We start from the raw sequence: 13,895 nt of genomic DNA on the forward strand, positions 1-13,895 counted from the left end.
TCCTGACTTATTTTTTCTTTCTATTATCCGTTCTAATGGCAATCTTCACCTCAAAAATAGTTCCTTTCGGCTTATTATCTTTCACCGTAATAGTTCCTTTAAGAGCTTCTGTGATTTGCTTTGCAAGCGACAAGCCTAGACCAAAACCACCTGTCTGCCGAGTCCGTGCTTTATCAACCCGATAAAAACGATCAAAAATCTTTTTCTTATCTGCCGTACTAATCCCCGGACCATTATCTGAAACCTTTAAAAACAAATTTCGATCATTTGCAGAGATTGTCAATTCAATCACACCGTCTTCATCTGTATATTTCAGAGCATTGTCAAACAGAATCGTCATTAATTGCTTCAGCAAGGTCTTGTCTGTTTTAATCATGCGGTGAATCCTATTGTCAAATCGGAAAGTTTTCCCATTTTCTGCGGCAACCATTTCATAGTTGGTAAAGGTCGTATTAAAGAAATTTGGCTCGACATCGCCAATTTCTGGTTTAATCCCGTCGTCACGCCGTGCTAAATTAAGTAAGTTCGTTGTCAACATTTTCATGTTTCGCACTTCATCTAAACTAGAAGCGATGCTTTCACTCGATTCCATAATGGTGGCTTCTGGTTTTCTAAACAAAGTCTCCAAACGATTTTGTAAAACAGCTAGAGGCGTGCGCAACTCATGACTGGCATTTTCAACAAAGCTCTTTTGCTTTTGAATACTCTCCAACAAAGGTTTAACACTAACCCGAGCCAGATAGACACTGGCAATCAAGGAAATTCCCCAGAAACTAATCATCACAACTACAATCAGCTGCTCATGATTTTGACTAGTTTGTTCCAACTGACTGATATTGATAAAGACCGCTGCATATTTGACATTGGTTTCCAAATTTGGGATTTTCACTTCAAATAAAATCATCCGATAGGTTTCTTGTCGACCATAATTGCTTTTAACCTGGACTTGCCGAATGCGATCCAATTGCTTGCTATTAAAGGAAAGTTTATTAAGTCCCAGAAAATTATTGCTTGTAATGATTGGCTTATAATTCTTATCAAATAAAATAACTTCCGTATTGGCACTGACATTTGGTTTATCAGTAAGCTCTTTGTCACCCGTATCGGTTTTAGGCTCTCCGTTGTCTGACTTCTGTTCCATCCCCACTCTCCGAGCGAGTGCCAAATTGATGACAGAAGCAGAATCCTGACTGAGACTTTTCAAGTTATTATCAACCGTTGTATAAAGGCTTGAGCGCATCACCTGAATGATAATCAAAGTCATGGCTGAGAAAATGAGAGTAAAAATACCAAAATTGCGAATGAAATAAGAAAAATCATCCGCATACCATGTTTTTTTTAGTTTATTCAGCATCTTTTAAAATATATCCGACACTACGAAGCGTTTGAAGATTGTTCGCAAAGGTCGTCCCTTTCAATTTTTTCCGGATTTTTGAGACATAAACTTCTACAACTGAAATCGTTGTATCACTATCAAATCCCCACAAGCGATCGAAAATCTGTGTCTTAGGCAAAATGACATTTTGATTTTGCAAGAAATACACCAGCAAGTCAAATTCTTTTCCGAGCAATTCTACTTCATTTCCGTCTACAAGTGTTGTGTTAGTTGATAAATTAACAGTGACATCGCCATAAGAAAGGGTGTTTTCATTAAACTTGCCAGAACGCTTCAACAGAGCTTGAATCCGCATTTTTAATTCTTCCAAATAAAATGGTTTGGTCAAATAATCATCAGCACCCAGTTCAAAACCATGTCCTTTATCATTCAAACTTTCTTTGGCTGTCATGATTAGCACAGGAGTTGTGACACCTTTTTCACGCAATTCTTTCAACACTTGGAAGCCGTCTTTTTCTGGCAACATCAAATCAAGCAAGATAAGGTCGTATACGCCACTCTCAGCCTCATACAATCCTTCCTCACCATCAAAAACTTGCATGACATCTGCAAAATCATCCAAAAAGTCAAATACTGAATTAGATAAACCGAGGTCATCTTCTACTAATAGAATCTTAATCATACGCTTTTCCTTCTAAAATACAAGTCTGGAACAAAAGTTCCTAGTTTCAAAATTCGTTATGCACTAAACTAACGATGCAGTAGCAGATTGCTCAAAACAGCACTTTGAGGCTTGAGGGGATAAGATCACGAACTAAACATTTTGAATGTTTAGTTCTGCCCACTCCTTTAATCGTGAACCAAGTACAAGTAAAGACTTCTTCTCACTTCACCTTTTTGAAAATCAATCTACTAACGTTTTAATTCTATTATATCATGACTTCCTCTGAAATATTAAGAATTTGTTGTATTTGAATCATTATTTTCTGTCGTGCTACTATTCTTATCTGATTTGGTTGAACCGTCAGCATTTGATGGAGCTTTTTTCTTTGAGTTATTACTGTTTCCTGAGCCATTTTGGCTATTACTATTGTCACTTTGGTTGCCATTTTGTTGGGGTGGCATTCCATTTGGACCACCTTGGTTATTTCCGTTTTGTTGTCCACCTGGAGGCATTCCTGGACCACCTTGATTTTGGTTCCCCTGTTGCTGGTTATTCTGTGCCTGAGTTGTTGTGCTTGTCTGTACTTTTGCCTGCTGATTGAGTGCATTTGTTGCTAAAGAGCCAATGCCTAACCCACCGAGAAGACCAACAGCGAGTGATCCGCTCGCTACAACAGTCATCCACCATTTGGTACTTTTTTCAACCATGATCATCTTCTCTTTCTTACTTGTGTTCTCTTGTTTCATTTTTGTCAAATTCCTTCTTTCTATTTTTAAGCGATCAGAGATTGCATTCCAAAGAGTATTGCCACAATAACTTCTTTGATGCCAAAATTTATCAGACAAACAAATTTAACTTTGAGTTTTTCATCTCATCACGTCCTTTCTTTTGAATGGAACTATCATATCTACTTTTTCTTAAAAGTGACTGAATTTTTTCTTAAAAGAAACTAAAAATAAAGAGAGAAAATAGTAAAATGATACACAAAATATAAAAAGAAAAAACTAAATCAGAATATTCCAATTTAGTTTAGAAGATTATCTCATAAAACTTGTCCTAGAAAAGGCAAAGAGCATAGTCTCTTTTCTCAAAAGAGTGACCTATTTTCCATTTTATCTTCAAGTAATGCTGCTATTCTTTCGGTTTTTCCATATACAATGAATGACTACAGCTAGTCATTTCTATGAGGTTTAGAAAGTTCGGGATGGTCTGTATAGCCCTCTTTTTCCAAATTGGCGTTTCCTTATTTATTTCTGGAATGAACAAAATTGCATTTTTATTTTTCAAAAAGGACAAATTTCTAAAAGCTTGCCGTCTTATTGTCAATAAATGAGTCATTAACTTTTTAGATAAGCTTAAATGCCAATGTTTTTGAACTTTATCAAAAACAAAACTTTCTTTTGCCGCCCTCTCCAAATCTTCTGACCATACAGCAGAGCTTTGTTTTTCAGTTATAACAGCTTTCTTTAGGCTTTCATAAACACTCGTTTGAAGATAATTCAGAGAATCTTCAATTTCTACATTCAAAGGGCAAATTTTATCCATATTAATGTATCCACCATCTAATAAGACGAGATGCGTAATTTTATCATAGACACTTGTTAGATAAACTGCTAAATCTGCTCCCAAAGAATGGGCTATTAACAGAATATCGTCATCCATATCAACTTATGCCATAAACCAATCTTTCAACGCCTGTAATGAAATCAGTTGCTCTTCCAACCTAGAATCATAAATATCTAGATAAGTAACTGGAAAAGACAGTGCATTAAAAAAGTCCTGGGGATAATAGCAATTGCAGCCTAGTCCTCCAATAAAATAAGCCTTCATATTCTTATCCTTTCAGTCAGATGTTTCCAAAACAAAGTTTACTTTTATATTTTATTGAGAATAACAAGCAAATATTGAACTCAAAAAACACAAAAGCCCTTCAACAATAAGGACTTTTGAGGACACATTATGTCCCCTGCCAGTAAAATTACGTTAAATTAAGTTAAAATAAAAAACAGAAATCGCATGAAATCAAGGTTTTATCACTTGCTTTAGAATATAAAAAAACAATTTTTTGAACAGATTTTGAACAAACTTTGTAAACTATCAATTCTCAACATGAGTAAGATTGCTTTTGCACTGAATCAAAAACTCACCATTAACATTGGTTAATATCAGCTTTTAGATGTCATATAAAGAAACTCTATGAATAACACTTCAAGGAGTTTTTTTATGTCAAATTGACAGATGAAGACATTAGGTGTATAATATACTTATGATATAAAAGGAGGTGCAAAAATGGCTCTCACAAAAAATAAGTCAAGATTAAATTTGAATATTGATTCTGACCTAAAAGAAAATGTAGGAAAAATTTTATCAGAAATGGGACTAGACTACACAACGGCTATCAATATCTATTTCAGAAAAATTTTAACCGAGCAAAAAATACCTTTTGAAATTAGTATTCGTAAAAATTTGACTGTTGATGAAATTTTTGGGAAAAATTGGAGAGACGGCTTAGATGAAATTGAGGACGATTGGGAATGACCTACCAAGTTGAATTAACTCCAGATGCTCAAAATGATTTAGCTAAATTAGATAACAGTCAAATCATTCATGTTAGAAAATCTTTACTCAAACTAGAACAAAATGGTCCTAAAGTCGGTGAAGCTCTCCATGGTAAGTTAGCAGGCTATCGCAAATTAAAACATAGAAAATTAGGTTTAAGAGTTATCTTTAGAGAAACAAGCAACGGAATTGAGATTATAGAGGTCATTGCGATTGGCAAACGGAGTGATTCTGAAATCTATAAGATTGCTGAAAAAAGAATTCTGCCTTAATTTATTTTTATTATACTATAAAAGCTCTAGTATTTTTAGATACCAGAGCTTTTATATTGACTTTTTCCCTCATGTGAAATAATTCTAAGTCAGTTTCATTTTACATACTATATCAATCTTGATTTAATACCTACCCCATTACGTCTAATAGCTTCAAGGTTTCTATTGACTTTTGAAGATTCATTTCGAGCATTTTGCATGTCTTGCCGTAAGCGATTCGCAGATTCGCGAACCTCTGCCATGACTTGATCATAATTTTGATGCAATTGTCTCTCTAATTGTTTTTGTTGTTGTAACATTTGTTGTTGATGTTGTTCTGTACGCCATAGATTAGCTGCTTCTTGAAAATTCATTGCACGGTAATCTTTTAAAAGAACAATCATTCCTGCAAAGTCTTCTAGTTTACAAAAATTATCAGGAATAAGAGAAATGAAATATGAGAAGGTTGGATCATTTTCTAAATCTTGTTTTTCTTGATTATACGATTGATACTGCGTTGTATTTGTTGCTTCAAGAGTTGCTTCTTCTGACACTTTCTCAGCTTGTTTACGTGTTAAACCATAATTAATTGTAATTTTTGGGAAAAAAAGAGATCGTTTTTCATGTTTAGTGATTTCACTTATCTTTTCATTCATCTTTTCAGTTAGAAACATGAATATTTTCGCAGTAACCTGCCCTATTACATATCCTATTGGGAGCTGTAGTATAGTAATAAAGAAATTGCTCTCTGAACTGGCAAAAAATGCTACAGCAAAAACAATTCCAATTATATTGGCTATTCTGTTCTTTTTTCTTTTAGTTGCTTGCTGTAGTCTCAGTTGACGGTTTGCTTTAATTGTATTTTGCATTTTATTGTTAAGAGTTACAATTTTATCCCCTTGTACATAAAGCAAAGTCAAAATATCAAGCAATTCTTCTCTATTAAAATCACTAATGGCTAACTTTTCTTCTGTCATATTTCCTTATCCTCTTCTTCCACGTTTTCTACGTACACCAAAACTAAGACTTGCTAAGATTCCCATACCTATCAATGCCAGCCATGAACTTTTTTCTCCAGTTTGTGGGAGTTGTTTGTCAGCTCGGCTATAAATATAGCTTGAGTGAATGGTTGGGCGAATCTTTTTGCTTGTGGTCATTGGTTTGGCAGCTTGACGCATTGAAAGAGCTTGTGCTTTTTCTTCTGCTGCTTTCTTAGAAGCAACCCACTCCTCATACGCCTTCTTCACCGCCTCATACTGGCTATTCGCATCCTTTTGGTCTTTCAACAGCTCCGCCAGCTTGCTACGCGCTTCTAACGTTCTCGCAACAGCTTCCTTATGCTTCGCACTTGCTACCAGTTGCTCTTTCATTGCTTCACCAAGCAACTTATCCGCATTCTTATACATGGCAAGCAAGTTTTGTTGGTCTTTCAACTTGCCTTCCAACACTGCACGTTCCGCAGCCAATTTAGCTTCCATGTTCTTCGCAGCTGCCACCGCTTGTTCAGCAGCGACCAATTTGGCATCTTCATTTGTTTTACTTGCTTTCAACACAGCCAAGTTGTTTTCAGCTGCCGTCAAGGCTTGTTCTGCGGTACGAAGTGCCGCTTGTTTTTCTTTGATAGATGCTTTGAGGTTGGCAACCGCTTTGTCTGCCGCATCTTTACGAGCTTGGGCATCCTTGCGAGCGGTCGTTGCTTTTTCCAATGCTTCACTAGCCGCTGGTGTAGCGTCTTTCACCCCGGTAAGTGCTGCCAATTTGGCTTTGGTGGCATTGAGCATCTGTTGCGCTTCCACTGCTTTGCTTTCTGCTTCACGAAGGGCGGTAGCAGCCTTTTGAGCCGCTTCTTCTTTGGCAGCTAAGATACCTTGTGCTTTTTGCAATGCAGCTTGTTTTTCTTGAATCGATGCGTTGAGGTTGGCAACCGCTTTGTCTGCACTCGCTTTGCGGGTTTCTGCGCTAGTACGTGTTGCAACTGCCGCACGGTGTGCCATTTTAGCGCTAGGTGTTTGGAGCGCTTGGTTGCGTACAGTAGCCAATTCAGCTTGAGTAGCAGCGAGTGCTTGACTAGCTGCATCAAAAGCCGCTTGTTTAGCAGTCAGAACTCCATTTGCTTCATTGAAAGCTGTGAGTGCCATTTGGAAGTCGCTTTCGGCTTGTGCCAAGTCTTTTTCTAATTGCGTAGTGTCATATGGGTCTGGTAGGGCATTATCATTTGTTGCAAATGAAACAGAGTGTTCTCGCGCAGCACCATTTGGTGTTACACTGGTTGCAACTCCTACAACGTGTTGGTCATTATCGGATTCTGTCAACATATTGACAATGTGACCATAATTGTGATTGTAATCGGTTCTAAAGGTACCCAAAATTGATTCAAAAATGTAGCGATACATTTCCGTCATGGTTGTGGTACCAGAACCAATAAATCCGATATTTTCAGATGTCCAGTTTGTTCCACCTGCTGCACTACCTTCATTTAATGCATCACGACTGTGACCAGATGACAATGGTTTGTTTTCTTTTGCATATGCTTTAGCAATTTTCATTACAGATGTAATGGCATCTTCTGTGGTATATGATTTCGCATTTGGACCCCAGATTTGACGACGCATTTCTGTTAAAACATGCGCATAGTATTGTGATAGGGCACGAACTTGATCACGTGTTGGATGTGCTGGATCGAAAGTTGATGGATCTGTTGGTACTACAGGTGCTTCATATAATCCAGCTTGTTGCTCAAACCATGCGTCCATAGAATCGAAAAATTCATCTTTTGCTTCTTGACTTCTACCAGAATCTACAAACTTCTTATAAGCTGCAATCATTTCTGGTGTGAATTTCGGTATTTTAGACAACTTTTTCTTAGCATCCAATTCTTTCTGCAAGGCATCACGTTTGGCTTCGGCTGCTTCTTTGACTGCTTTCTTGGCTTCCGCATTTTTCTTGGCTTCCGCAAGGGCATTTTCGGCATCGGTTTTGGCTGCCGTTTGTTCCGTTTCTTTTGCGGTTAAGTCTTTGATTTTGGCATCCCGGTCAGCATCTGCTTTCTTGGCTTCGTCCAATTTTTGAGCGGCTTCCATTTCTTTGGTTTTGGCGTCAGAAAGAGCCTTCTCAGCAGCTTTTTGTTCATCCAAGACCTTTTGGGCGCCGGTTCCATCGAGGGCTGCCTGAGCCGTTTCTACTGCCTTTTTAGCGGTGTTAACGTCCGCTTTAGCTGCGCTATCCGCTGTCTTTTTCGCAGCCGCATCGGTTGCCGTGTCGGTTGCCGTTTTGCTTTGAGTGGCTGCTTGGTTGTTCAAGTCCTCGATTTGGGCATGACGGTCGGTATCTGCCTTTTTAGCGTCTACCAATTTTTGAGTGGCATCGCTTTCTGCCTTTTTGGCATCTTCTAAGCCTTTGTTGGCCGCTTTTTGTTCATCGAGGGCTTTTTGTTCGCCGGTGCCGTCGAGCGCTGCTTTGGCGGTATCGACACCTTTTTGGGCATTCTCAACGGCTTTTTGTCCATCTTCTACCGCTTTTTGGCTCTTGTCCACCTGTGCTTTTTGGGCAGTCGCCGCATCAGTTGCCGTTTGTGTCGCATTGGCTGCAGTATCACTTGCTTTTTGATTTTGTGCAATTTCTTTTTGCGTATCGGTTACGCCTTTTTCCGCTTGGGCAATCGCATCTGGTGTAGCGGCAGCCTTATTCTTTTCCGCTTCGGCTACTTTTGCGGTAGCATCTTCAACAGCCTTTTGGCTGTTCGCTTCAATTTGAGCACTTTCAGCTACTTTCCCGGCTTGGTCGGTCACCGCTTGATCGGCTTGTTGCTTAATCCCATGCGCTTCCTCAACCGTCTTCTCTGTTGGGGTGGTGGTGACCACAGCGCTATCCTTCGTCAATAGAACACCGTCTAAGACTTTAATATTATGTGCCTTGGGTGCTGTTACATCTGAAGAGATCTCCGTTGACGATTTGACCACTTCGTCCGCTTGTACAGTTGCCCCATTAGCTACACCAAACGCAGCTAGTGCTATAGCCCCTGTTGCTGTACCTTTAATAACCTTGTTTCCCATAGTTCCTCCTGTTTTTTAACTTTTAGGAAGGCTTGACTACAAAGTCAAGCCTTGTTATATGTAGTATAACAAGCGTTTTTGTCAAGTATTTAGCATGATTTTTGAAAAATTTTTGAGAAAAACGTTCCCCTATCCAACCTTAAAAAGTTGTCACAGATTGATTATAGCACCTAAAACCAATCTTGTAAAGTTATTAATCAACCTTTTGAGAAGTTATCTTTCTCCCTAAAAATCGGTATCATGGAGAAAAAGAGGTACGATATGAAAGAATTATTACGAGATTACATTGGGAAAAGAATCCGCCTTTTAAGATTAGAAAGAGGAATGACCCAAGAACAACTGGAAGAACGAGCGGATTTAGGCACAAATTACGTTTATAAACTAGAGCATCTTGCCCCAAATGTCAAAATCAACACTCTTGAAAGGGTGATGCAAGCCCTAGAAGTTGATATTGAAACCTTTTTTGATATGGCAGTAACAGACAAGGAGAAAGAAGATGATTTAACCCAATTAGTCCAACATCTGAAATCACTCCCACAAGAAAAACAAAAGAAAGTGATTGATGCCATTACCGTATTATTAGAGAGTTGAGTTTTGAATAATAAAGAAACCGTCATTTCTAGAGAGAGTCACATGTGTAAATATACTAGTTTGTATAATGTTACAATCATTATACAAAGAGTATATAGAGTATGACATAACAATCCTATATATAAGTGTCTCTTTGAGAAATAATATCAATAAAATCACAACAGACAAGGAGATTGAATGACCAGACAGACTAATGCACAAATTTCTAATTTTATGGATGAATATTTCCGATTTGAGATTAAAAATGATAGTTGTAATCTAGATTATGATCAACCCGAGATGACCTTTTCTGAGCTAGAAGTTATAATTCAATCCAATTATAAATATTGGGAGCGAAAAAATAAAGATAATGATATGGCTACTCCTATTTTTGAGAAATGGACTAATTGGAAGACGAAGTTTGAACAATTAAAAGATTTTCTCAAGAATAAGGAAGAATTTGACAATCAAGACGTAAATAATTTTATGTATAATTATTTTAGTTCTTATTATTCAAGCGAAGTTTCAACAGAAATTAGAACTTATCGAATAGATATTGATAGTCCAATCAATAAAGATAAAGACATAGCAAGTATAAGATTGTTTATAGATTTTTACTTAAACAGCTGGGCTACAGATTACTTGCTAGATGCAATAAGAAATTATATTCAGATTGAAAAGAACAAAAATAATATTGGATATTATCTTTCGTCTACAGAATCAGAAAGAAATTTACCAGCTTTGTTTGTACTCAATAGAGAGATGCCTAAACTCAAAATTTCTGTTAAGGAGATTCAGAATAAACTTGTCCAACCTGTTTCAGAATCTGTAGATAATCTCGCTAAAGAAACAGAAGAGCATTTCAAGCAAACAGCTAACTTGGTTGAGAAAAATGATGAAAAAATTAGAGAGATTTTCATTGAACATTCTCGTGAAGTAGATGAATTTAAAAATAATCTTGAACAATGGAGAGATAAAAAAGAAACAGCTATAAAGATTTTAGAAGATACCTACGAGAAAAAATTACAACTTGAATCGCCTGAAAAGTTATGGAAAGAACGTTCAAAGAATTATAAAATTAAAACTTGGTGGTGGATGGGTGGTCTTGGGGTTTTTATTGTCGCGTTGATATGCTCTGCAGGGAGTTTAGTGGTTAACATACATGATTATTTACAGGGGACGATAAAAAATATTCCATTCATTTCGCAATCATTTATTTATGTTGCACTAGTTTCTTTTTTGATATATCTCGTTCGGGTTGTTATTAAGATTATTATTTCAAGTCAGCATATGGCTATGGAATATGAGCAAAAAGAAGCATTAACAAGATTTTATCAAGCGCTAGTTTATGATGGTAAAGAGGTAGATAAAGAAGAACGCCTGATAATTTTTAATGCTTTATTTAGCAAAACAGAAACTGGTCTTGTAAAAACTGATAACTCTAGTGAATCCGAAGCACTAATAGCTCTACTTTCTAAAAGCATAAAATAAGTTGAAAATAAAAAAAGACAGCTATTTTAACTGTCTTTTAGTGTTTATAAGGTGTATGAACTCAGATTATTTTAGACTGCTAAATGTCATACCGTCATTTTTGGCGGCAATTTTTATTTACAAAAACTATAATATATAAGTTTATGAGGGCAGGGTGCCCATCTTTCAAGTATGAGACAAAATGATTTTTCAACTAATAAAAACAGAGATATTGAATTTAGTATGGGTAGAGTACCCATACTTTTTTTGTTGGGCTCAAGTCGCCCAACAAAGCTTGCGCTAAATCAATGAATGGAGAGTAAAAGTTTTAATAAGTTCTGATTCATCATAGATACAAAAACAATATCTTTGTTAAAAAAAAATTATATATAGATTCTATCGTCACCCTACATCGTATTTCCCTAAAGGGAATTATAAGATGATTTCACCAACTTGTCAAGTTACAAATTCATTACAAATAGTTTATGTCCCTCCTGCGTCCAGCTCATGACGTTAAACCGAGCTACATGGCATGCCAACAGTCCACTTACTATGCTCTCCTTTCCTCGTCTTATCATGATAGATGAAGACGTTTTTTTATATTTTTTTTAGCGTCAAAGGAAAGGGGAGCTAGTCCTTTAGAAGGACATTCTGTCCTAAGCACTCAATAGAAAGGAAGATTTTCTTATTATGAGGAAAATCACTCAATCTGGTTATAGTTCAGAACTCGCTAATCATACACTTGATTCAAACAAAGATATTTATCTCTTGAGTACAGAGCTAGAACCGCAATATCGTTTTGAAAATAATCATCGTACAGATGAGATTGTAGCTTATCGCGCTTGGTTCACGCAAGAAGGGCTGCCACCTTTTACGGTGAAATTCGCTAAAAAGATTGCGCTGCCAAGCTACTTATCTGCCGTCAACTTTGACAACTTAGAAGCCTGCGAAGTTCGTTACAATATCTACTTCCGTGCTGATGAAGTACATGAGGTGAAATCATGAGTTTCAGCATGCAACATCAGAAGCAAGCTCAACCGTCACGAAACCCACTAGACCAAACCGCATCTAGTGGGGCCTTCCGTGACCCGCATGAGTTATGCACTTTTATTCAACGAAACCTAAACAATGCCCTCGATGTCAACGGTGAGACGAGCTATACAAATTCGTTTATGATTCGTCTGGCTGGCAATGACCGCGGCTTTCTCTATCTGCCAAATCTGCCCGTTTCCTACTCCCTTGACAATCAGCTTTATATGAAAATCTATGCGATTTGTTCAGGAATTTTATACCCTTACAAAACTTTGTTACCGCAAACCAGTGCTTACTTTGTTCCTTATGACCCCGAAGAGCCCAATCTCGCACGAGCCCTCTTTTTCCCTTGGATAGATGGGATTCCAAAGCGTCTAATGATTGAAAATATTGACCAGTTTATTGCTACAGAAGTAACTAGCAACCGCATTCCAATCATGAAAAACAAGGTCAGTCTCAATATGGACAACATTGTTCATCTAGCCGTTAGCGGCTCATCAGGGTCAGGAAAATCAAAATTCACTGAATATTTAATTAGATGCTTAAACGCTGATTCTGCTACTCATCTCTTGCTCGTTGATCCAAAATTGTCTCAAATTTACAAACTAGGAAGAGAGCTAAACTTAGAAGTTTTATCCCCTACCTTTGGCTCTAATCTCAATAGCTTTATTACAGAAGTCAACGAACTTCTAGGACGAGTGATAAACAAGATTTATGAGCGGCAACAAAAATTGCTCATCAATCCTACTACACGATTTTCAAAGATTTACGTTGTGATTGATGAACTCCTTGCTTTAGTGCAAGGTAGCTCGAAGCAAGCAAGAGATACTTTCTCTCAATTACTTGGAACGATTGCCCTTTTAGGGCGTGAGACACAAGTCAGCTTGATTCTCATCTCTCAACGCTTTGACGCAACTGCCTTTGGTGGAAATACAGCCGTTCGAGAACAAATCAATTGCGCCATTATATTAGGCGACATCAACACGAACACAACGCAGTTCTTATTGCCTCATGCAAATATTGACCATATTGTTGTCCCAGCTGGCATCGGGACGGGTATCATCAAGTTTACAGATGATCAGCACAACAATCACATTATGCCACTACTGACGCCAACGTATTAACGAGGTACATTTATATTATGTTTAAATATTATTTTAAAAATTTTAATTTCTATAATACTTTTTATCTTTTAAGTTTCGCTCTACTTCTAACAGGCGGAGGCGGACTTCTCCTCAAATTATGCTTAGTTGTTTTTCAAACACCTTTGATAATTACAAATATCTTTACTTTTCTTTCTGCCAAACTACTAGCTCTCGCATTGAGACTGTTCCTATTACTTGTTGGGATAACAGCGATAAAATGGTTGTCAAATCAAAAACTCAATATGTGGAAATCTCTTTATTACACAAATAAAATCCGAAGATTTGCATATACTACCTCTGAAAAGTCTCTGAATATCGGACAAGATAAGATTCCTTACAGCGTTGCTGATAAGCGTCTTGCCAATCGTTCTTTATGGTCTTTAACAGTCGAATGTGAAGAAGATAAAATCATCACTTCTATAAAGTTACCTGTCAATCATAAAGCTATGAAAATGGTCAAAGAGTTATTGCCCGATATTAAAAGTCAGCTAGCAGAACTAGACCCAACCTATAGCTTTAACGACTTCACGCTTGAAAGCTACCGCGTTTATCAAGCCATTGGCACTCGCACTAAATAGGTGCTTCTGCGGCTTTGTCGGAACAGACAAAGAGCCGCAGAAAAGCACCCCATTTCAAACAGGAAGCAGGATAGAAATAGCGTAGTCTTTTCTATCTTGGTAACTGTTCCTAGCGCAGCCGCCGAGCTAGAAGGGCGGTTCCCGCTATCAGCGGGAAATTGTGATAGGAACTCATGGGGGTTACTACGACCCCCATGAGTTCAATAATCAATAATCAAATCATTAGAAAGGTTGATAT

General features: G+C 37.4%; 13 protein-coding genes. 7 read left to right on the forward strand and 6 right to left on the reverse strand.

The window, feature by feature from the left end; all coding sequences use genetic code 11:
* Positions 1-7 precede the first annotated feature (7 nt).
* The 4 genes from SanJ4206_RS05095 to SanJ4206_RS05110 form a co-directional block, all read right to left on the reverse strand.
* Positions 8-1,354 (reverse strand): sensor histidine kinase, encoded by a 1,347-nt coding sequence (locus tag SanJ4206_RS05095; RefSeq protein ID WP_003024354.1) that lies wholly within the window; start codon positions 1,352-1,354, stop codon positions 8-10.
* Positions 1,344-2,018, reverse strand: coding sequence for a response regulator transcription factor (locus SanJ4206_RS05100; RefSeq protein WP_003024352.1), 675 nt, complete (start codon positions 2,016-2,018; stop codon positions 1,344-1,346). Before SanJ4206_RS05100 ends, SanJ4206_RS05095 begins: the two co-directional genes overlap by 11 nt.
* Positions 2,019-2,290: 272 nt before the next feature.
* Complete coding sequence (locus SanJ4206_RS05105) at positions 2,291-2,746, reverse strand: hypothetical protein (protein ID WP_003029592.1); 456 nt, start codon at positions 2,744-2,746, stop codon at positions 2,291-2,293.
* 385 nt (positions 2,747-3,131) lie between these two features.
* Positions 3,132-3,662: an alpha/beta hydrolase gene (locus SanJ4206_RS05110; RefSeq protein ID WP_003029588.1), complete on the reverse strand. Its 531-nt coding sequence runs from the start codon at positions 3,660-3,662 to the stop codon at positions 3,132-3,134.
* 627 nt (positions 3,663-4,289) lie between these two features.
* Between SanJ4206_RS05110 and SanJ4206_RS05115 the strand changes: the two genes are divergently transcribed.
* Together SanJ4206_RS05115 and SanJ4206_RS05120 are read left to right on the forward strand one after the other, a co-directional pair.
* Positions 4,290-4,538 (forward strand): type II toxin-antitoxin system RelB/DinJ family antitoxin, encoded by a 249-nt coding sequence (locus SanJ4206_RS05115; RefSeq protein ID WP_003029583.1) that lies wholly within the window; start codon positions 4,290-4,292, stop codon positions 4,536-4,538.
* A complete protein-coding gene (locus tag SanJ4206_RS05120) occupies positions 4,535-4,831 on the forward strand; it encodes a type II toxin-antitoxin system RelE family toxin (RefSeq protein WP_003024343.1) in 297 nt (98 codons plus the stop codon). The genes SanJ4206_RS05115 and SanJ4206_RS05120 overlap by 4 nt, the downstream gene beginning before the upstream one ends.
* Before the next feature lie 107 nt (positions 4,832-4,938).
* On the opposite strand, the gene SanJ4206_RS05125 is transcribed toward SanJ4206_RS05120, so the two are convergent.
* Together SanJ4206_RS05125 and SanJ4206_RS05130 are read right to left on the reverse strand one after the other, a co-directional pair.
* Positions 4,939-5,787, reverse strand: coding sequence for a hypothetical protein (locus SanJ4206_RS05125; protein WP_003029580.1), 849 nt, complete (start codon positions 5,785-5,787; stop codon positions 4,939-4,941).
* 6 nt (positions 5,788-5,793) lie between these two features.
* Positions 5,794-8,862, reverse strand: coding sequence for an SEC10/PgrA surface exclusion domain-containing protein (locus SanJ4206_RS05130; RefSeq protein ID WP_003029577.1), 3,069 nt, complete (start codon positions 8,860-8,862; stop codon positions 5,794-5,796).
* Positions 8,863-9,123: 261 nt separating this feature from the next.
* On the opposite strand from SanJ4206_RS05130, the gene SanJ4206_RS05135 reads away from it, so the two are divergent.
* From SanJ4206_RS05135 to SanJ4206_RS05155, 5 genes are all read left to right on the forward strand, one after another.
* Positions 9,124-9,453: a helix-turn-helix domain-containing protein gene (locus tag SanJ4206_RS05135; RefSeq protein ID WP_022524836.1), complete on the forward strand. Its 330-nt coding sequence runs from the start codon at positions 9,124-9,126 to the stop codon at positions 9,451-9,453.
* Between the two features lie 177 nt (positions 9,454-9,630).
* Positions 9,631-10,923, forward strand: a complete 1,293-nt coding sequence (locus SanJ4206_RS05140) for a DUF6161 domain-containing protein (protein WP_003029570.1) — start codon at positions 9,631-9,633, stop codon at positions 10,921-10,923.
* Between the two features lie 666 nt (positions 10,924-11,589).
* Positions 11,590-11,907, forward strand: coding sequence for a hypothetical protein (locus tag SanJ4206_RS05145; RefSeq protein WP_373852501.1), 318 nt, complete (start codon positions 11,590-11,592; stop codon positions 11,905-11,907).
* A complete protein-coding gene (locus tag SanJ4206_RS05150; RefSeq protein ID WP_003029564.1) occupies positions 11,904-13,058 on the forward strand; it encodes a helicase HerA domain-containing protein in 1,155 nt (384 codons plus the stop codon). The genes SanJ4206_RS05145 and SanJ4206_RS05150 overlap by 4 nt, the downstream gene beginning before the upstream one ends.
* Before the next feature lie 17 nt (positions 13,059-13,075).
* A complete protein-coding gene (locus SanJ4206_RS05155; RefSeq protein WP_003029562.1) occupies positions 13,076-13,657 on the forward strand; it encodes a hypothetical protein in 582 nt (193 codons plus the stop codon).
* The last annotated feature ends 238 nt before the right edge of the window (positions 13,658-13,895 follow it).

This window comes from Streptococcus anginosus (assembly GCF_001697145.1).
In the GTDB taxonomy this organism is placed as follows: Bacteria; Bacillota; Bacilli; order Lactobacillales; family Streptococcaceae; genus Streptococcus; species Streptococcus hominis.